This window comes from Pseudoalteromonas sp. DY56-GL79 (genome assembly GCF_041414765.1).
Lineage (GTDB): Bacteria > Pseudomonadota > Gammaproteobacteria > Enterobacterales > Alteromonadaceae > Pseudoalteromonas > Pseudoalteromonas piscicida.
Map to the genome: position 1 here is coordinate 59,437 of NZ_JANHZS010000019.1, position 18,929 is coordinate 78,365.

Genomic DNA, 18,929 nt, shown 5'->3' on the forward strand with positions numbered 1-18,929 from the left:
TTTACTACTTAAATTCAAAATTAAGCATTTTCTAGTGCAGCGCGCGGGTCAACATATTCCATGTTGAAGCCTTCTGCCACTTCTTTACACGTTACTTGACCTTTCAGAACGTTTAGGCCGTCCATAAAGTGTTTGTCATTTAGTAGCGCTTGTTTGTAGCCTAAGTTTGCAAGCTTGATGATGTACGGAAGCGTTGCGTTGTTAAGTGCAAACGTTGAAGTACGAGGCACAGCACCTGGCATGTTAGCTACACAGTAGTGAACTACGTCATCAACAATGTATGTTGGTTCTGCGTGTGTAGTCGCTTTAGAAGTCGCGATACAACCACCTTGGTCGATTGCAACGTCAACAATGGCAGCACCTGGCTTCATCGCTTTGATGTGTTCTGCAGTTACAAGCTTAGGCGCCGCTGCACCAGGAATTAGTACGCCGCCGATCACAAGATCTGCTTCTAGTACGTGCTTTTCAAGTGCATCAGCCGTTGAGTAGATAACTTTAGCTTGGCTACCAAACTGTGCATTTAGTGAACGTAGTACGTCGATGCTACGGTCAAGGATAGTAACGTCTGCACCTAGACCTACCGCCATTTGTGCTGCGTTACGGCCAACCATACCACCGCCGATCACAACAACTTTAGCTGGTTCAACGCCCGGCACACCACCAAGTAGCATACCACGGCCTTCACGTGACTTTTCAAGCGCTTGAGCACCTGCCTGAATTGACATACGACCAGCAACTTCTGACATTGGTGCTAGCAGTGGAAGACCACCACGCGCATCAGTTACCGTTTCGTATGCGATACAGATAGCACCGCTCTTGATTAGATCTTCTGTCTGTGGAAGATCTGGTGCTAGGTGAAGGTAAGTAAATAGGATTTGATCTTCACGTAGCATTGCGCGCTCAACAGCTTGAGGCTCTTTTACTTTAACAATCATATCAGCAGTAGCAAAAACTTCTGCCGCTGTGTCTAAAACTTTAGCACCAACTTGAACATAATCTTCGTCAGTAAAACCAATGCCGATACCAGCATTTGTTTCAACAACGACTTCGTGACCGTGATTGATTAGTTCACGAACGCTCGCAGGAACCATACCAACGCGGTATTCGTGGTTTTTTATCTCTTTAGGTACACCAATAATCATAATATTCGCCTCAAAATAAGAACGGGGTAAAATTTTTGACTATTATATTTACCTATAGCCAGTGTGTCTCACTGTTTTAATATTTAAATGTAGTGATATACTCTGAATTAATGAATCATTCAGGATAAAAAACTACACTATGTATCAACAACTAGACAGAATCGACAGAAAGATTTTAGTCGAACTTCAGAAAGATGGCAGAATTTCCAACGTAGAATTAGCCAAACGTATAGGATTGAGCGCTACGCCTTGCTTGGAGCGCGTTAAAAAGCTGGAGCGAGAAGGATTTATTCGAGGTTATAAAGCCGTAGTCGATCCTGCTAAGCTTGGGCAGGGACTTTTAGTGTTTGTTGAAGTGACAGTGAATAAAAACTCGCCTGATGTGTTCGATAGATTTAATCAAGCAGTAAAGCAGCATGACGAAATTATTGAATGTCACCTTGTGTCCGGTAGTTTTGACTATTTATTAAAGACACGAGTGACCGACATGTCAGAATATCGAGGAGTTTTAGGAGAAATTTTACTTAAACTGCCAAACATCAGTGAAAGTCGCACTTTTGTGGTCATGGAAGAAGTAAAAGGAGAAGAAGGAGAAGTAATAAAACCTTGTGCACCTTGAGGTATTTCTTGGTAAGGTGTAAGTATATACAGCAATACTAACGCAAATCACTAATTTGCTGACGTTTTGGGCTTTTATAGTCCAGAAAAGAAACAGAAAAAAGGTTTAATTACAATGCGCTTAAATGGTGTGCAACGCCTCTTAGAGACAGGTTTGATTGTAAGCACGGCTGCAGCAATATTTATGTTGTGTGCGTTGATAAGTTTCGACCCAGCCGATCCTGCTTGGACTCAATCCGGTGAGTACGTAAAAGTAAACAATATAACTGGTGCTGCCGGAGCTTGGCTGGCAGACATTATGCTGCTGAGTTTCGGTTGGCTGGCGTTTTTGATCCCAGCGGCGCTGCAGTTTCTTGGCTATTTAGTGTTTAAAAAACCACATAAGCTTCTGCAACTAGATTACACCACGCTAGGTTTGCGCCTTATTGGCGCGACACTGTTCATTACCTCTGCGAGTGCAATCAGCAGCATCAACTTCGATGATATCTATAATTTCTCATCTGGTGGGGTAGTAGGGGATGTGGTTGCTGGTGCAATGATGCCTGCCTTTAACTTTACCGGCACTTCTATACTGTTACTGTGTTTTTTCTTCGCCGGAATGACACTACTTACCGGTGTATCTTGGGTTGAATTCGTTGATTATTTAGGTGAAAAGGTACTCGCCGGCTTTAGATGGGTACGCGATAGACTGACAGCAGAGCGCAATGTAGAGCAAACGCAGTCAGTTTCACAGAAATCTGAGGGCGCTAGCACCAAAACGGATAGAGTAGAAAGTGAGGCACCAATAATAGCTACTCAGCGAAACGATGATCATGAGCAGGCTCTCCAGCAGCAAACCGATACTGAAATTAATATAGATTTCGATGCTGAAGAAGAACCCAGTGGACTTGGCAAATTAAAAGATAAATTGTTCCGCAAAACAAACACTGAACCTGCACTTCAAACCACGTCTGCACCGCACTCTGATTTACAAGAGAAGAAAGAGCCGTCGGTGTTCGATGAGCTAGATGATATTCTAGAGCAAGAAATCAACTTTTCAGCGATAGAGGATGAGCCACTAGATACTGTCGCGGCTTTAAATGCCTTGGATGAAGCACCAGTGCACGAAACCAAAGTGGTTTCTCCGGCAAGGCCTCTTAAGCCTAAAGCACCTGAAAAGGCGGCCAATGGTTATCAGCCTCCACCAAGCGCCAAAGAACAATTTGAAGCGCTTCTAGAAGCTCAGCCACCTGCGGAACCACTGCCTTCATTAGATCTCTTGGATAGACCTGACAAGGCTAAAAATCCAATTTCGCAAGAAGAGTTAGATCAGGTCTCGCGGTTGGTTGAAACTAAACTATTAGACTTCAATGTCCAGGCGCAGGTAGTTGGTGTGTATCCAGGCCCGGTCGTTACGCGCTTTGAGTTAGATCTCGCGCCGGGCATTAAAGTGGCTAAGATCACGGGTCTAGCAAAAGACTTAGCGCGTTCATTATCTGCAGTCAGTGTGCGTGTAGTTGAGGTTATCCCAGGCAAAACGTATGTGGGTTTAGAGCTACCTAACAAACACCGTGAAATCGTACGTTTGTCTGAAGTGATAGGTGCCCCTAAGTTTGAACAAAACCCATCACCTTTGACCATGGTGCTTGGTAAAGATATCGCGGGCCAACCAGTTGTTGCTGATTTAGGTAAAATGCCTCACCTGCTGGTGGCCGGTACCACTGGTTCTGGTAAGTCAGTGGGCGTTAATGTCATGATCTTAAGCTTGTTATATAAGTCGCCGCCAGAAGATGTGCGAATGATCATGATAGATCCGAAAATGCTTGAGCTTTCAGTTTACGAAGGTATCCCACATTTATTATGCGAAGTGGTTACCGATATGAAAGAGGCAGCAAACGCGCTACGCTGGTGTGTGGGGGAAATGGAACGCCGTTATAAACTGATGTCGGCACTCGGTGTTCGTAACCTCAAAGGTTACAATCAGAAGATTAAAGACGCCAAAGAAGCGGGTCACCCAATTTTAGATCCACTCTTTAAAGATACAGACGGTATGGCGGATGAACCACAAGAGCTAGATAAATTACCGAGTATCGTGGTCGTTATAGACGAATTTGCCGACATGATGATGATTGTTGGTAAAAAGGTAGAAGAGTTAATTGCACGTATTGCGCAAAAAGCGCGAGCGGCAGGCATACACTTAGTGCTTGCTACACAGCGTCCATCTGTGGATGTTATTACGGGTTTGATCAAAGCGAATATACCAACGCGAATGGCGTTCCAAGTATCAAGTAAGATTGATTCGCGTACAATCTTAGACCAGCAAGGTGCAGAAAACCTGCTGGGTATGGGTGACATGCTCTATCTGCCGCCTGGAACGAGTGTTCCGGTTCGTGTACATGGCGCGTTTGTTGACGATCATGAAGTACATGCCGTAGTGAGTGACTGGAAAGCAAGAGGCAAACCAAACTACGTCGAAGAAATTCTATGCGGTGAAGCAACCGAGGATATTTTACTACCTGGCGAAGCACCGGAAGGTGGGGATGAGGAGTCTGATCCACTTTACGATGAAGCCGTTGGGTTTGTTATTGAAACAGGCAAAGTGTCTGTTTCGAGTGTACAACGTAAGTTAAGGGTTGGTTATAACCGTGCAGCTCGATTAGTTGAGCAGATGGAAATGTCTGGGGTGGTAAGTGCTCCTGGTCATAATGGTGCACGAGATGTATTGGTAAAAGGTGGAGCCAATTAATGAAAAAATTTAAGCAAATTGCGTTGCTAACGGTATTATCAAACCTCTTTATTCAGCCTGTGTGGGCTGATGAGGCTGCGATGCAAAGTCTAAAAGGAAGACTGGCTGAATTAACCAGTTTTCAAGGTAAGTTTGAGCAAATCGTTAAAGATCAAGAAGGCAATGAGTTGCAAACTGGCGAAGGGGCGATAACCTTAGCCCAGCCACTAAAAATCCGCTGGCAACAAGAGATGCCGGATGACACTTTATTTGTATCAAGCGGAGCTACAACCTATTACTACGATACGTTTGCTGAGCAAGTGACTATCCTAGATACGACTAAACTTATTGATACCACGCCGTTTGTGCTACTTACGACCCAAGAGGACAGCCAATGGTTGAAGTACGACGTAGCACTTAACGGTCAAGAATATCTGATCACGCCTAAAAACAAAGTAGACTCGCAGGTAGAGCAACTGACACTGCGTTTTGATGACAAAAACGATGGCTTGGCACTATTGAAAGTGAACGATATTTCAGGTCAAGTCTCTACGTTTAGCTTTAAGGAAAGCAAAGTCAATGCACCAGTAAAAGAGAGTTTGTTTGAGTTTACTATTCCACAAGGAGTGGTCGTAGACGACCAAAGAGGCAGTGACTAGTTTAGGGTTTGATTTTACACCAGATGTACGACCGTTGGCCGCAAGAATGCGGCCAACCTCGTTAGAGCATTATGTCGGGCAGAGTCATATTTTGTCCAAAGGCTCTGTACTTTATCGTGCGATCGAATCTGGACGCTGTCATAGCCTGATCCTTTGGGGGCCACCCGGAGTGGGTAAAACCACCCTTGCTGAGATCATAGCCAACTATGCGGATGCAGAGCTTATCAAACTTTCCGCTGTTAGCGCGGGAATTAAAGAGGTTCGTGAAGCGGTCGTCGATGCTAAAAATCGATTAGCTCAGTTTGGCAGACGTACGCTGTTATTTGTTGACGAAGTACATCGCTTTAATAAATCCCAGCAAGACGGATTTTTACCTCATATTGAAGACGGCACCTTTATTTTCATTGGTGCGACCACTGAAAATCCTTCTTTTGCACTGAATAACGCGATCTTGTCTCGCGCGCGCGTCTATACTTTACAATCGCTTGTAGAGGATGAATTAGGTCAAGTACTCAAAGATGCGTTGTCACGCGATGAACAGCTGTCGAAATTAGCGATCACCATTGATGACAGCGCACTTGAACTCATCGCCAAAGCAGCTTCGGGAGATGCGAGAAAGGCGCTTAATCTGCTGGAGCAGGCTGTTGACTTAAGTTTTGAGCCAAACTCAAACACTCATTTGGTGAATGAACTGGTACTAAAACAAGTGTTGCCCAGCCAATTATCAAGTTATGACAATAAGGGCGACTTATACTATGACCTAATCTCAGCGTTTCATAAGTCAGTTCGCGGCAGCGCACCAGATGCGGCACTTTATTGGTATTGCAAAATATTAGCAGGCGGTGGCGATCCGCTCTATGTTGCACGGCGATTGCTGGCGATCGCCACTGAAGATATTGGCAATGCAGACCCAAGAGCTATGCAAGTTGCGTTAAATGCTTGGGATATATTTCATCGTGTTGGGCCAAGCGAAGGAGAGCGTGCAATAGCACAGGCAACGCTTTATCTCGCGAGTGCGCCAAAAAGTAACGCGGTCTACATGGCGTTCAATCAAGCTAAACGCGATGCTGCTAGTGATCCAAATTACCCCGTACCAGAACATCTCAGAAATGCACCGACAAAACTAATGAAAGAGCTGGGTTTTGGCGAAGAATACCGTTACGCACATAATGAACCCGGCGCCTTTGCTGCTGGAGAAAATTACTTCCCTGAAGCCATTCAAGAGCGACAATATTATCAACCCACAGACAGGGGACTTGAGAAACAAATCGCTGACAAGCTTAACTATCTACAGACGCAAAATGCGCAAAGTAGCACCAAGAGGTACAAGTAGCGATGCTGATAAATTATCTCACAATTGCGCTAGGTGGAGCGTTTGGTGCAATGTTACGCTTTTTTATCAGCGATATGTCGATAAAACTCTTAGGTAAGGGATTCCCTTTTGGGACGTTGATCGTTAATATTCTTGGTTCATTATTGATGGGTGTGCTTTACGGTTTAATTGAAAAAGAAGTTATTTCAGTTTCTCCATCTAAAACGTTGATAGGTATTGGCTTTTTAGGTGCGTTGACTACTTTTTCTACATTCTCAATGGATTCCTTGTTGTTACTTCAACAAGGGCAATATGTGAAAATGGCGTTTAACGTCACATTAAACGTGGTGGCGTGTATCTTTATGGCCTGGGTTGGTCTCTGCCTCATCATGCAAAAAGGTTAAAAAAACAATGTTAGATTCTAAATACTTTCGTCAAGACATCGAGGAAGCCGCTGCGCGTTTGAAAAAGCGTGGTTTTGAACTCGATGTTGCTAAGATCACCGAATTAGAAGAAAAGCGCAAAGCGCTACAAACCAAAACTCAGGAATTACAGAGTGAGCGTAACAGTTCCTCCAAAGCGATTGGTCAAGCTAAAGCGAAAGGGGAAGACGTTCAACCTTTACTAGATGCTGTTGCAAACTTGGGTGACCAATTAAGTGCGGCAAAAGAAGAGCAAGACAAAATTCTTGCTGAACTTAATGACTACGCAATGTCGTTGCCAAACCTCCCTGCTGATGAGGTACCTGCAGGTGCCGATGAGTCTGAGAATGTTGAAATAAGCACTTGGGGTGAGCCAAAGCAGTTTGATTTTGAAGTTAAAGACCATGTTGACCTAGGTGAAGCGCTTGATAAGGGTCTCGATTTCGAAACTGGTGTTAAGCTAAGTGGTTCTCGCTTTACAGTGATGCGCGGTGGCGTTGCGCGTATGCATAGAGCGCTTGTACAACTAATGCTGGATACCCACACTGAGCAAAATGGTTATACAGAAATGTATGTACCATATCTTGTGAATAAAGCGAGCTTGTTTGGTACAGGTCAGCTTCCTAAGTTTGCAGAAGATTTGTTCCATACAGAAGCATTATCTGAAGACCAAGATGGCTTTAGTCTAATTCCGACAGCAGAAGTACCGTTAACTAACTGCGCTCGTGACGTTATTTATGACGAAAAAGAGCTGCCGATTAAGATGACGGCGCACACGCCTTGTTTTAGAAGCGAAGCAGGTAGCTACGGGCGTGATACGCGCGGACTTATTCGTCAACATCAGTTTGATAAGGTTGAACTTGTTCAATTGGTTAAACCTGAAGATTCAATGGCAGCGCTTGAAGAGTTAACAGGTCATGCAGAACAAATTTTACAAGCACTTGGCTTACCTTATAGAAAAGTGGTGCTTTGTACTGGAGACATGGGGTTCGGTGCGACGAAAACGTACGATTTGGAAGTTTGGTTACCAGCGCAAAATACCTACAGAGAAATTTCTTCTTGTTCAAACATGTGGGATTTCCAAGCGCGCCGTATGCAAGCGCGTTTCCGCCGTAGTGGTGAAAAGAAGCCTGAGCTACTTCATACCCTTAATGGTTCTGGTTTAGCGGTAGGTCGTACTCTAGTTGCGATTTTAGAAAACTACCAGCAGGCAGATGGATCAATTATTGTACCTGATGCACTAAAACCATATATGGGTGGTGTAGAGGTTATTAAAGCAAGCTAAGATAGTACTGCTTAATTGAGCTTTGCTCGATTTAAAAACTCAAGTTATTGAAAAGAGGTTGGATTCGTCCAGCCTCTTTTTATTACTATATTATGAATGTTTTTTTACAGGGAAATATAGAAAAACAAGATTATCAACCAATAATTTGCGTCTTGAATATCTAGGTATCTATATAAAAGTAAAATAATTATGCTTTTTGTGCTTAGCTGTACAAGAATTACATTTCTGATCGTTGCATGACTCGCTGAGATGTGATTTATTGAAGGTATGGGTTTGGCCAAATCTCATCGGTAAGTAGCACATCTATATGAAATACGATGTCGCTCGTGTTTAACTTTTCTCAATAAAATCTTTAATTTAAATTGTTAGTACGAATTGTCATTATACCGTAAGTCACTATCTTCGTTTTGAATGACGTTCGCTCAAGTTTGAACTACACAGTATTAGAAACGCTAATGCTGATCGAGAAAAAGGTGAGGATATTACCTATGAAGAGACAGAAAAGAGACCGTTTAGAAAGAGCACATTCACAAGGATTTAAGGCAGGATTAGCCGGTCGGTCGAAAGAAAATTGTCCCTATCAACAAGTAGAACACAGATCAGAATGGTTAGGCGGATGGCGAGAAGCGATGGATAATCGCAACATCTTTAAAACCTGATACCGAATTTTAGGAGAGCAAAGCCCCAGACGGGGCTTTGTGTGTTTTTAAAGCGATAACAGCGAAAATATTAAAATGCGCTGGTATCTTGGAAAAGACCTACTTTCAAATCTTTTGCTTCATAAATCACGCGACCATCAACTTCTACGATACCATCTGCTAGACCCATAAATAGCTTACGTTTGATAACGCGCTTCATTTCAATGCGATAAGTTACTTTTTTAGCAGTCGGTAAGATTTGACCCGTAAACTTCACTTCGCCCACACCGAGTGCACGACCAAGACCAGGACCACCAGACCAACCAAGGAAGAAGCCTACCAATTGCCACATCGCATCCAAACCTAAACAACCAGGCATTACTGGATCACCTTTGAAGTGGCAGTCGAAGAACCACAGATCAGGGTTGATGTCGAGTTCAGCAATAATTTGACCTTTACCATGCTCACCACCGTCATCATTAATTTGAACGATGCGATCCATCATCAGCATGTTGTCGCTAGGTAGGCGGCAGTTGCCTTCACCAAACATTTCTCCGCGACCACATAAAATAAGTTCTTCTTTTGTATAGCTGTTCTTCGGTTCCATAAATCTTCTTCTTAACTTGCAAATTGACGCTACTTTAGCGTACAGATGTACGCTAAACAACTCCGAACAGTTAAAAAGCGTACGGAGACTTGTAAATTTTGCGCTAAAGATATGTCTATTTGATTAAATTTCAAAAAATTGAAGAGATTAAATGCAAATCAGTTCCAATTAAGGGCGATTTATAATGTGAAAATCATTATAATCGGGGATGATTTTTTAGCAGGCTATTTTAGGTGATCTATGCTCCTTTTTGTTGACTCTTTGACCGTAATTGATTTTTCATACCTTTGCCCACGTCGTGGTGCGGTAGGTGAAAGCTGGATCACCGATATTGTGTTGCATGGTGAGCTAAACGAAGAGTCTATGGTGTTAGACTTTGCAAAAGTTAAAAAGCAAATCAAACGTATTATCGACGAAAAGCTGGACCACAAATTAGCGGTACCCAGCGCGCTTGCGTGTAATGCAAAACACAGTGAAGGCCGGTTTGAATTTGATATGCAATTTGATGGGAATCACTTAGCCATGAATGCACCGGAAGAAGCGGTGTGTGTAGTGGAAGGGGATGAAATCAATGAAGCCAATGCAATCGCTTACCTTAAGTCTGTTATTATGCCGCATATGCCTGAAAACGTGAAAGATTTAGATATAACACTGCGTCCAGAGGCCGCAACTGGCTTCTATTATCACTATAGCCATGGCTTAAAGAAACACGATGGTAACTGTCAGCGTATTATTCATGGTCATCGTTCATTGATTGGTGTGAAGCTAAATGATATCAGCATGCCTAGATTACAAAAACAATGGGCGGATAAATGGCAAGATATTTATCTTGGCAGTGAAGAAGACTTGATTGATCCTAGTTTGCTTCAGTACGTAACCGCGCATGATAAAGATTATGCGTTCGCATATACCTCGTCGCAGGGATATTTTGAGTTGGCGATCAGCAAATCACGTTGCGATATATTACCTTGTGATACAACAGTTGAATGTATTGCGGAGTATCTTGCTGGCCAAATAAAGCTGCAAAACCCACATGATAAGGTTGAAGTAAGAGCGTACGAAGGGGTTGGAAAAGGAGCGATTGCGTATGCTTAAACGTGCAATTGTCATATTGCTTGCGAGCACCACATTATTTGCTGAGGCGCTTGAATTAAAAGGTCACCTGACACAAGGTGGCTTGGTCGTCGGCAAGCTTGAAAATGCAACTGAGATAAAGCTAAACGAGACAAAATTAAAACGCTCGAAAGATGGCTATTTCGTGTTTGGTTTTGGTCGTGATGCTGAACTTAACCACATCTTGAGTTGGCAATCTGATGATGGTCAAAAGCATCGCCAGGCGATAGTGATCACGAAACGAGATTACGATATAGACAAGATCACGGGGGTGGCGAAAAAGTATGTTTCGCCACCAGAGTCGGTGCTAAAGCGCATACGTGAAGAAGCACAAGCAGTGTCAAAAGCAAGACAAGGCAATTCGGATTTATTATTCTTTAAAGACCCCGTTTTCAGACCTGCGAAGGGCCGTATTTCAGGTGTTTATGGTAGCCAAAGATATTTTAATGGTGAGCCAAAACGACCACATTTTGGATTGGATATCGCAAACAAAACGGGTGAGCCGGTCTTAGCGCCGGTATCGGGTAAGGTGGTGTTTGCAAATCCAGATCTTTATTACAGTGGCGGCACTTTGATTATCGATCACGGTCACGGCATTACCTCTACGTATATCCACCTTAGTAAACTGGATGTTAAGGCTGGCGATACGGTAAAAACAGGCGATAAAATCGCTGAAATTGGCGCAACGGGCAGGGTAACTGGCCCGCATTTGGATTGGCGCTTTAATTGGTTCGGGGAACGACTCGACCCAGCTCTACTTATGAAAGATACACTAGCGGATAAAGCAGTAAAAAAATGACAGACGAACAAAGACAAGCCATTGTTGAGCAACGCATTAAAAGCTCAATCACACACGTAACAAAAACCGTATTCCCAGGCCGTACAAACCATCACAACACCTTATTTGGTGGTGACGCACTGGCTTGGATGGACGAAGTTGCCTTTATTGCTGCAACGCGTTTTTGTCGCAAACCTTTGGTAACGATTTCGTCAGACCGAGTCGATTTCAAAGAGGCAATTCCTGCTGGTACTTTTGCTGAATTAGTATCAAAAGTAGTGCATGTTGGTAATACCAGCTTAAAGGTTGATGTTGAAATCTATCTTGAAAGAATGCACAAAGATGATAAACACTTAGCAATTACAGGTAGTTTTACCTTTGTTGCCGTGGATGACAATCATAGGCCAACTCCTGTGGTTTGTGACAAAATGCTAAATGGCTTTGACAGCTAGTTTTTCGCTCAGATTTTATTTTTTTAAATCTCTAAAACAAATATAGGGCTAAGCCCTATATTTAATACAATATAAAGAACACATCATACAAAAACTTGTAAAATTGCTACTTGTCAGGAACGGCTAAAGCCCTTTTATGATAATTAATCCAGCCATCATTTGTTATTCGAGTCGAGTTTCTTTCATTCAGAGGACAAATGAGTCACTTTTTACTCATAATTTTTTGACAGTCAAAAAGCCAAAGACCATACTTTTTACCAATAAAGTGAAATAGGAGTGGTGCTCATGGCAATTCCAGTAACCGTTGCAGACGATTCTATGATGTCGAGAAAGGCTGTGCTTAGGGCAATACCTGAAGACTGGGATGTCGAGGTCAGTGAGGCAAAAAATGGCAAAGAAGCATTGGTGATGGTTGAGCAGGGCAAAGCTGAGGTGTTATTTTTGGATCTAACCATGCCAGAAATGGATGGTTTTGAAGTTCTTACGCATCTTCACGAGCACCATGCGAAAACCGTGGTAATCGTTATTTCCGCTGATATTCAGCCCGAAGCGAAAAAGTTGGTAGATAAACTCGGTGCGTTTCGCTTTTTGCAAAAGCCACTACAAAAAGAAGAACTACATAACACGCTACAAGAGCTAGGTTTATTATGAATATGCCACTCAGTGAAGAGCAAAGGGATGGCTTGCAAGAGCTAATGAATATATCCATGGGTCAGGCAGCCAACTCTCTAGCTCGATTAATCGAAACTAAAATTAGTTTATCTATCCCTGAAATTACTTCGGTAAGCCCAAATCAACTCAATGAGATCTGTAATACCGCACATGTTTATAGAACGAGGCAGTCATTTTTAGGGGAAATTAAAGGTGAAGTCATTAATCTATTGTCACCGCAAGGCTTACAAGAAATAGCCGAACTTATGGACTACGATAGTCCGCTCGATGACTCTGATCTTAATGAAGTCTTATTAGACTTGTCTAACATTTTGGCTGGTGCATGTTTAAACGGCTTTTCTAGTCAGTTAGAGCTTAAGACCTCATTGACTATGCCAACTATTTATAAACATCAGCTATCCGACGATATTGCTGAGTGGAAAACCACACTAGTGATGAAAATCGCATTTATAATCGAGTCTATTGCTTTTGATTCGAGAGTGATTATCTGTCTGGATGAAAACTCCATTAAAACAGTGATTCAAAAACTTAATGCCATGCTTGGAATAGAGGACTGACTGTGTTTAACGAATTGCAGCGTTATATTCCGGTTGGAATTTGTGTCCTAGACCAAGCACATACGGTGGTTTTTGCGAATGAATTTTTGAAAAACCGGCTACCGGATAACACCCCAAAAAATATTGAGGGCATGTCCATCGATGAGGTATTTCCTGAAGCTGCAAAAATCATTAAGCGGAAATTGAAGAGTGTTTTTGCTTTAAAAGCAGCAAGTTTTAGCTACTGGGAACATCGTCCTCATGTGTTTGAACTAAGCAGCAGCCGTCCTGTTACTGGCGATGAAACTTCAATGTATCAGAATATTCAATATGTGCCGATTTTTGAGCATTCTGAAGAAGTGAAAAAGGTATGCGTGATCATACAAGATGTGACGGAGCTTGCGAGCTATTATCAAGAGCAAAAACGTCTAACCGAAGCATTAGAGATCGAAAAGCAGGAGCTAAAAACACTCAACCTTAAGTTAGAAGCTGCACAAAACCAATTACTACAATCTGAGAAAATGGCAGCAATTGGCCAATTAGCTGCTGGCGTGGCGCATGAAATCAATAATCCAATTGGTTTTGTGAATTCCAATATTCAAAGTTTAGAAGGCCAGGCTAGCGGACTGTTTGCGATGCTCGCTTTTTATGAATCGAATTTTAGTAAATTTGCCGACAGTGACCTAGCACAGCAGGAGCAGCAGCTCCAAAATCAGCATAGTATCGACTTTTTAAAAGAGGACGTACCTGAATTACTGCAAGAGTGTTTAGAAGGGCTGGACCGAGTATCCAAGATAGTTGAGAGTTTAAAATCCTTTTCTCATGTTGATAACCAGGAGTGGCAAGAGGCAGATCTCATTAAAGGGATTGAAAGCACACTAAAAATAGCAAACAACTCAATTAAGTATCATGCGGTTATCAACAAAACTTACTCCCTTGATGATGAAGTGTTGCTATATTGTCAGCCGATGCAGATTAATCAGGTATTTTTAAACTTAATCATCAATGCTGCACAGTCTATAGAGTCAAGCGGTACGGTAACTATCTCTATCGAAGATAAACAAAGCGAGGTGATTATTGCCATCCAAGACACAGGCAAAGGGATCCCAGCTGAGGACATTAATAAAATTTTTAATCCATTTTTTACCACCAAACCTGTTGGTCAAGGCACTGGCCTTGGGCTGTCTCTATCATATAGCATTGTCGCCAAACACAAGGGTCGCATTCAAGTTGACTCACAAGTCGGTGTCGGCACGACGTTTACGGTATCCTTTCCTAAGCTCAGCGAAGCAGATTTCTCTGACGAATTTACGGATAATTAATCAATCAAACCCAGTTCATAAATAAAGTTAGCCTTCATTAGGTTAGCGTTTCTTTGCAATTCATGTACTCCTTTTTTCTGATTATCCAGTTCTCAATTAGTTGAGTTTAGCTTTCTGACACAGCTTTCATCATCAAAAAATCCACTGTAAAACCGTCACATCGATAAGACTTAACACCGGAGATTATTTATAACTATCTGTTTTTAAATTAATTTGTGCAGATAAGAAATAGTTAACATAAATTATTGTTCAAATTTTGACAGATAAGAAATGCGAGACTAAAGTAACATATAAGACAAATGAGACGGGGCGAAATATGCAAGCGATCACAGAAAACACACAGTCATTGCAATATCTCACTTTTCAGTCAAGACAGGATTGCTATGCAATTGAGATCCTGTCAATAAAAGAGATCATTGAACTGGGCTCCGTGACAAAAGTCCCCTTGATGCCCGAGTTCATTAAAGGAGTGATTAATTTAAGAGGCTCAGTTGTACCCGTTATCGATCTGTCAGCTCGGCTTTGTGGAGAAGTAATAGAAGTTGGCAGACGAACCTGCATTATCATTTGTGAATTCAGTATTTCTGACAACCTCATTGAGATGGGTGTCATTGTTGATGGCGTTAATGAAGTCATAGAAGTTGACGCAAAAGATCTAACCAACTCACCTCAGTTTGGCGCGCAAATCAGAGCCGACTTCATCGCTTCCATGGTAAGACGCGGAGATGAGCTACTCATCGCGCTAGACCTTGAAAAAGTTCTCTCAGTTGAAGAGATGGCTGAGCTGATAGAGTTAAGCGAGCGTGGCAGTCACCTTGGGGAGTCAGCATAATGCAGATACTTCCAATTAATGAGCTAAAGGCAATCTACAAGTACTACATTAGCGCTGCGGTGTTGCTAAGCCTAGTATTGTCTCTCACGCTATTACTCAGTGTTCGCGTTGATATCTTATCGTTATCTTCAGTGCTCATCACCAGTGCACTCTTAGCGGTAACGTTAAGGCAGCGTCATTTAACTGCAAAAGTCATTCTCGATTGTGAGGCATTTGCTAGTTATTCGAGTGAGATGCAAGAGCATTGCGAGGTAGAGCAGCACAATACGGAATCTGTTGCCGCGATTTTAGAAACTGTTATTAATCAAGTCTACAGTATTAAGACCTTGGGTAATGACTCGGTTTCAGGGCTTACCCTGCAGTTTTCAGAGCTAAGACAGGCACTAAATAGCACTATCGAATCGGCACGAGGTTCTGTAGAAAATTTTGGTGATGATGAACATTGTTTTGCCAAACACAGCCAAGAAGAACTCAATGAAGTCTTGCACAGCTTGCGCGTGGCTCTTGGTTCAAAACTCGAGGTTGTTAATTCCAATCAAGCTGTAAGCCATGCTGCCAAGGAATTAACTGAGCAAACCAAATCCATTCAAAAAATCTCAAAAGAGATCACTTTATTGTCACTCAACGCATCAATTGAAGCTGCAAGAGCGGGGGAAGCCGGTCGGGGGTTTGCCGTGGTAGCGGAAAGGGTGCGTGAGCTTTCGGATATTACCTCAGAAGCTGCAGAGCTTATTATTGAAAAGATGAACGGCTTAACCAATGCCGTTGCTGACAATACTGAAAAGCTCACCGAATCACAGGCACAAGACGTTACGCTTATGGATGACGCTGAATTACATATCCGAAAAGTACTCAATGAGATGGCGACGGTCGCTAATGAGCTGACGCAATCGGTACATGGTTTAGATGATACCGCAAGCAAGATAAAAGCGAACGTCGACGACGCGATAACCGATTTTCAATTTCAAGATAGAGTGAGCCAAAAGCTAGAACACATTTGCAAAGGGCTTACTTCATTAGTCTCGCTATACAGGACAGAAGGTGAGCTAGGCGAGGAAGGGTTGGCTGCATTACAGCAAGAAATGTTCAACTCTTACACTATGAAAGAAGAAAGGGAATGTCATGTTTCAACCACTGAAAATACGTCTCAACACGACCATGTTGAAGATGAAGTAACATTTTTCTAGGAGGTCTTATGACTAAGAAAATTATGATTGTAGATGATTCGGCTTCAATTCGTCAGGTGGCAAAAATGACACTACTCGCTGAAGGTTATGAAGTCATTGACGCCTGTGATGGTCTTGACGCAATCAACAAGCTAGATGATGGCAAAATCAACCTGATCATTAGTGACTTGAATATGCCAAACATGGACGGACTGAGCTTGTTGAAGAAGGTGAAAGAAATGGGTCAATATCGTTTTACGCCTTTTTTGATGCTTACCACAGAATCGGGCTCGGATTTCGTGAGTCAAGGCAAGCAAGCTGGAGCAAAGGCTTGGATGATAAAGCCGTTTAAACCCGAAAAGCTGATTAATACCGTTTCACGTATTTTGGCTTAGGAGCATAAATATGAGCAACTTAACCATTGTGCTGCCAGAAGTATTGACCATTTATGAAGTGAGCAAAGTGGCAGCAAAATGGCAGCTCATGTTAAGCGATGACACGACGGCGGTAGCGATTGACCTTAGCGAGCTGCTGGAGGTGGACGCTGCAGGGTTTCAATTAGTTGTTGCACTCGCACAGTGTTGTACGGAAAAGCCGTTATCAGTGATAGGAGTCGATGAGCATCACTCACCTTGTGCCTTATGGCTACTCAATACCTTAGTTGCATCAAACTGCGCGCAAAGGAGGTAAGATGGTTGATTTATCCGAAATTCAAGCGGTCTTTATTGAAGAAGCCAAGGAGTTGGTACTTCAATTTGAAGAAAGTCTCTTGGCAATGGAGTCTATACTGCCAAATAGTGACGACGAGATCATAAACGAGGCGTTTCGTGCTGCACATACCATAAAAGGCTCAGCCGGTGTTGTTGGCTATGACCATATTGTCGATTTTACGCATTTTGTTGAAGCCACTATGGAGCTTCTTCGTGATCACGCGCTAAATCCTTGCGAAAAACTGATTTCGACTTTGCTCGAATGTAATGACCATATAAATGCGTTAATTAAGTGCTTAGAGTCAAACGAAGATTTTCCTCAGGCGTTGACCGATGCTGAAACTGGGCTGCTAGAAAGTTTAAAGTCATATAGCGGTTTGCAACACCAACCCTCAAGTGAGCAAACCGTTGTCGAAAATCAAGAAGCAACGCAGAGCTTTCGAGTCTCAGCGCAGTTTTATAAGGCCTGCATGGTGGATGGTTTTGATCCGCTCTCGATTATTCGCTACATCGAAAGTAAAGGTAGTACGGTAGAAGTAGATTGGCTAATTGATGAGGTACCTGCGCTTAACGCGGTCACACCAGATGAACTAGAGTTATGCCATTTTAGAATGCAGCTAGAGATACATCACTCTACGCGAGAAGATATTGATGAAGCATTTGAGTTTATTGCTGCAGAATCAAATATTGAGATAGCCCCAATTGAAGATGATAAGCCAACGCCAACACTTGTCAAAACTGATAAACAGCCCACCAAAAATAACAAAGTCAAACCAAAGAATCCCGAGCGGATGATGAAAATACCAGCGCAGAAGCTAGATGAGTTAGTCAATGAACTTGGTGAGCTGGTTATTGTGTCTGCGGCACTTGAAGATCACACCAAAACGATACGCGACTCAGCCCTTACCGAAATTGTTGAACATATCCAACAACTCGTTAGTGATGTGCAAAGCAGTACACTGCAACTCAGAATGGTACAGATAGGCGAAACGTTTAATCGCTTTAGTCGTGTGGTGCGAGACACCTCAAAGGAGTTAGAAAAACAGGTTTCTTTAGAAATTATGGGGGCTGAAACCGAGCTTGATAAATCAATGGTTGAAAAGATAGTCGACCCTCTTACGCACTTAGTTCGTAATGCCATTGATCATGGTATGGAGTCACCAGCACAAAGAGCCGACAGTGGAAAACCTGAATACGGTACTTTATCACTCAAAGCCTTTCATGATTCTGGCAGTATTGTAATAGAGATCAGTGACGATGGGCGCGGGCTAGACAAAGAAAAAATTAAGGAAAAGGCAATTCAGCGTAATCTGATCTCGCCTGATACTGAGCTTACCGACAAAGAAATCGCTAACTTAATCTTTGAACCAGGTTTTTCCACAGCAGAAAAAGTTTCAAATATCTCGGGACGCGGCGTTGGCATGGATGTGGTGAGAAAGAATATTGAAGCGGTACGTGGAACGGTGAGTGTTGAATCTGTCGCGTACCAAGGTACGTGCTTCCAACTCAGGCTGCCGTTAACCATGGCCATTATCGATGGTTTTATGGTGAGTGTTGCTGATGCTAAGTTTGTCATTCCACTCGATATGGTTACAGAGTGTATTGAACTTCCGCTTGGTAATGGGGCAACTCGTCAAACCGATTACATTAATCTACGCGGTACGGTGCTGCCATTTATTCATTTGAGTCGTATTTTCGACTTACCGACGAACCCTAAGATCAGACCAAGTATTGTCGTTGTGAAGTACGGCCAGTTGCGAGCAGGCATCGTCGTCGATCAGCTGTTAGGTGAGTTTCAAACGGTCATTAAACCACTCGGTGCGTTATTTGAAAAGATGTCGGGGATCAGTGGCTCAAGTATTTTAGGGTCAGGAGACATTGCGCTCATTCTTGATGTACCAAAGCTTATTCATGATTTTGCTCATGAACCTGAATCTAGAAAATTAGCTAACTCTTAATAA

20 protein-coding genes are annotated in these 18,929 nt (G+C 42.7%); 18 read left to right on the forward strand and 2 right to left on the reverse strand.

Going from position 1 to position 18,929, the window contains the following annotated elements; translation table 11 throughout:
* Positions 1–20 precede the first annotated feature (20 nt).
* Positions 21–1,142: an alanine dehydrogenase gene (gene ald / locus NO992_RS14770; protein ID WP_010372751.1), complete on the reverse strand. Its 1,122-nt coding sequence runs from the start codon at positions 1,140–1,142 to the stop codon at positions 21–23.
* Between the two features lie 139 nt (positions 1,143–1,281).
* Between ald and lrp the strand changes: the two genes are divergently transcribed.
* The 7 genes from lrp (at position 1,282) to rmf (ending at position 8,801) form a co-directional block, all read left to right on the forward strand.
* Positions 1,282–1,761, forward strand: coding sequence for a leucine-responsive transcriptional regulator Lrp (lrp, locus tag NO992_RS14775; RefSeq protein ID WP_010372754.1), 480 nt, complete (start codon positions 1,282–1,284; stop codon positions 1,759–1,761).
* Between the two features lie 114 nt (positions 1,762–1,875).
* On the forward strand, positions 1,876–4,485 hold the full coding sequence (locus tag NO992_RS14780) for a DNA translocase FtsK (RefSeq protein WP_371378416.1): 2,610 nt from the start codon (positions 1,876–1,878) through the stop codon (positions 4,483–4,485).
* Positions 4,485–5,123 carry an outer membrane lipoprotein chaperone LolA gene (gene lolA, locus NO992_RS14785; RefSeq protein WP_010372760.1) on the forward strand — a complete coding sequence of 213 codons (639 nt, stop codon included), beginning with the start codon at positions 4,485–4,487 and terminating at the stop codon, positions 5,121–5,123. The genes NO992_RS14780 and lolA overlap by 1 nt, the downstream gene beginning before the upstream one ends.
* The gene (locus NO992_RS14790; RefSeq protein ID WP_017217429.1) at positions 5,116–6,456 is read left to right on the forward strand and encodes a replication-associated recombination protein A; all 1,341 of its coding nucleotides are present in this window, start codon (positions 5,116–5,118) and stop codon (positions 6,454–6,456) included. Before lolA ends, NO992_RS14790 begins: the two co-directional genes overlap by 8 nt.
* Positions 6,457–6,458: 2 nt before the next feature.
* Positions 6,459–6,839: a fluoride efflux transporter CrcB gene (gene crcB / locus NO992_RS14795; protein WP_010604733.1), complete on the forward strand. Its 381-nt coding sequence runs from the start codon at positions 6,459–6,461 to the stop codon at positions 6,837–6,839.
* Between the two features lie 7 nt (positions 6,840–6,846).
* Complete coding sequence (gene serS, locus NO992_RS14800; RefSeq protein WP_017217428.1) at positions 6,847–8,142, forward strand: serine--tRNA ligase; 1,296 nt, start codon at positions 6,847–6,849, stop codon at positions 8,140–8,142.
* A 488-nt stretch (positions 8,143–8,630) separates the two neighbouring features.
* Positions 8,631–8,801, forward strand: coding sequence for a ribosome modulation factor (gene rmf, locus NO992_RS14805; protein WP_010372771.1), 171 nt, complete (start codon positions 8,631–8,633; stop codon positions 8,799–8,801).
* Between the two features lie 70 nt (positions 8,802–8,871).
* Here the strand turns inward: rmf and fabA are convergent, their stop codons facing one another.
* Positions 8,872–9,387 carry a 3-hydroxyacyl-[acyl-carrier-protein] dehydratase FabA gene (gene fabA / locus NO992_RS14810; protein WP_010372774.1) on the reverse strand — a complete coding sequence of 172 codons (516 nt, stop codon included), beginning with the start codon at positions 9,385–9,387 and terminating at the stop codon, positions 8,872–8,874.
* 240 nt (positions 9,388–9,627) lie between these two features.
* Between fabA and NO992_RS14815 the strand changes: the two genes are divergently transcribed.
* From NO992_RS14815 to NO992_RS14865, 11 genes are all read left to right on the forward strand, one after another.
* A complete protein-coding gene (locus tag NO992_RS14815) occupies positions 9,628–10,482 on the forward strand; it encodes a 6-carboxytetrahydropterin synthase (RefSeq protein WP_253106649.1) in 855 nt (284 codons plus the stop codon).
* A complete protein-coding gene (locus NO992_RS14820) occupies positions 10,475–11,299 on the forward strand; it encodes a M23 family metallopeptidase (protein WP_253106648.1) in 825 nt (274 codons plus the stop codon). Before NO992_RS14815 ends, NO992_RS14820 begins: the two co-directional genes overlap by 8 nt.
* Positions 11,296–11,730 (forward strand): acyl-CoA thioesterase, encoded by a 435-nt coding sequence (locus NO992_RS14825; RefSeq protein ID WP_010372783.1) that lies wholly within the window; start codon positions 11,296–11,298, stop codon positions 11,728–11,730. The genes NO992_RS14820 and NO992_RS14825 overlap by 4 nt, the downstream gene beginning before the upstream one ends.
* 285 nt (positions 11,731–12,015) lie before the next feature.
* Positions 12,016–12,381: a response regulator gene (locus NO992_RS14830; RefSeq protein WP_010372787.1), complete on the forward strand. Its 366-nt coding sequence runs from the start codon at positions 12,016–12,018 to the stop codon at positions 12,379–12,381.
* Entirely contained in the window at positions 12,378–12,959 is a 582-nt protein-coding gene (locus NO992_RS14835; protein ID WP_010372790.1) for a chemotaxis protein CheX, read from the forward strand. Before NO992_RS14830 ends, NO992_RS14835 begins: the two co-directional genes overlap by 4 nt.
* Positions 12,960–12,961: 2 nt before the next feature.
* The gene (locus tag NO992_RS14840) at positions 12,962–14,260 is read left to right on the forward strand and encodes a sensor histidine kinase (protein WP_010372793.1); all 1,299 of its coding nucleotides are present in this window, start codon (positions 12,962–12,964) and stop codon (positions 14,258–14,260) included.
* 316 nt (positions 14,261–14,576) lie between these two features.
* A complete protein-coding gene (locus NO992_RS14845) occupies positions 14,577–15,092 on the forward strand; it encodes a chemotaxis protein CheW (RefSeq protein ID WP_010604740.1) in 516 nt (171 codons plus the stop codon).
* On the forward strand, positions 15,092–16,279 hold the full coding sequence (locus tag NO992_RS14850; RefSeq protein WP_371378425.1) for a methyl-accepting chemotaxis protein: 1,188 nt from the start codon (positions 15,092–15,094) through the stop codon (positions 16,277–16,279). Before NO992_RS14845 ends, NO992_RS14850 begins: the two co-directional genes overlap by 1 nt.
* An 8-nt stretch (positions 16,280–16,287) precedes the next feature.
* Entirely contained in the window at positions 16,288–16,653 is a 366-nt protein-coding gene (locus tag NO992_RS14855; RefSeq protein ID WP_010372802.1) for a response regulator, read from the forward strand.
* A gap of 10 nt (positions 16,654–16,663) precedes the next feature.
* Positions 16,664–16,948 (forward strand): STAS domain-containing protein, encoded by a 285-nt coding sequence (locus NO992_RS14860; RefSeq protein WP_039495895.1) that lies wholly within the window; start codon positions 16,664–16,666, stop codon positions 16,946–16,948.
* A gap of 1 nt (position 16,949) precedes the next feature.
* Positions 16,950–18,926: a chemotaxis protein CheA gene (locus NO992_RS14865; protein WP_371378428.1), complete on the forward strand. Its 1,977-nt coding sequence runs from the start codon at positions 16,950–16,952 to the stop codon at positions 18,924–18,926.
* The last annotated feature ends 3 nt before the right edge of the window (positions 18,927–18,929 follow it).

Coding starts and splice junctions, on each gene's coding strand:
- ald (WP_010372751.1), bottom strand. CDS start 1,142: ATGATTATTGGTGTACCTAAAGAGATAAAAAACCACGAATACCGCGTT.
- lrp (WP_010372754.1), top strand. CDS start 1,282: ATGTATCAACAACTAGACAGAATCGACAGAAAGATTTTAGTCGAACTT.
- NO992_RS14780 (WP_371378416.1), top strand. CDS start 1,876: ATGCGCTTAAATGGTGTGCAACGCCTCTTAGAGACAGGTTTGATTGTA.
- lolA (WP_010372760.1), top strand. CDS start 4,485: ATGAAAAAATTTAAGCAAATTGCGTTGCTAACGGTATTATCAAACCTC.
- crcB (WP_010604733.1), top strand. CDS start 6,459: ATGCTGATAAATTATCTCACAATTGCGCTAGGTGGAGCGTTTGGTGCA.
- serS (WP_017217428.1), top strand. CDS start 6,847: ATGTTAGATTCTAAATACTTTCGTCAAGACATCGAGGAAGCCGCTGCG.
- rmf (WP_010372771.1), top strand. CDS start 8,631: ATGAAGAGACAGAAAAGAGACCGTTTAGAAAGAGCACATTCACAAGGA.
- fabA (WP_010372774.1), bottom strand. CDS start 9,387: ATGGAACCGAAGAACAGCTATACAAAAGAAGAACTTATTTTATGTGGT.
- NO992_RS14815 (WP_253106649.1), top strand. CDS start 9,628: ATGCTCCTTTTTGTTGACTCTTTGACCGTAATTGATTTTTCATACCTT.
- NO992_RS14820 (WP_253106648.1), top strand. CDS start 10,475: ATGCTTAAACGTGCAATTGTCATATTGCTTGCGAGCACCACATTATTT.
- NO992_RS14825 (WP_010372783.1), top strand. CDS start 11,296: ATGACAGACGAACAAAGACAAGCCATTGTTGAGCAACGCATTAAAAGC.
- NO992_RS14830 (WP_010372787.1), top strand. CDS start 12,016: ATGGCAATTCCAGTAACCGTTGCAGACGATTCTATGATGTCGAGAAAG.
- NO992_RS14835 (WP_010372790.1), top strand. CDS start 12,378: ATGAATATGCCACTCAGTGAAGAGCAAAGGGATGGCTTGCAAGAGCTA.
- NO992_RS14845 (WP_010604740.1), top strand. CDS start 14,577: ATGCAAGCGATCACAGAAAACACACAGTCATTGCAATATCTCACTTTT.
- NO992_RS14850 (WP_371378425.1), top strand. CDS start 15,092: ATGCAGATACTTCCAATTAATGAGCTAAAGGCAATCTACAAGTACTAC.
- NO992_RS14855 (WP_010372802.1), top strand. CDS start 16,288: ATGACTAAGAAAATTATGATTGTAGATGATTCGGCTTCAATTCGTCAG.
- NO992_RS14860 (WP_039495895.1), top strand. CDS start 16,664: ATGAGCAACTTAACCATTGTGCTGCCAGAAGTATTGACCATTTATGAA.
- NO992_RS14865 (WP_371378428.1), top strand. CDS start 16,950: ATGGTTGATTTATCCGAAATTCAAGCGGTCTTTATTGAAGAAGCCAAG.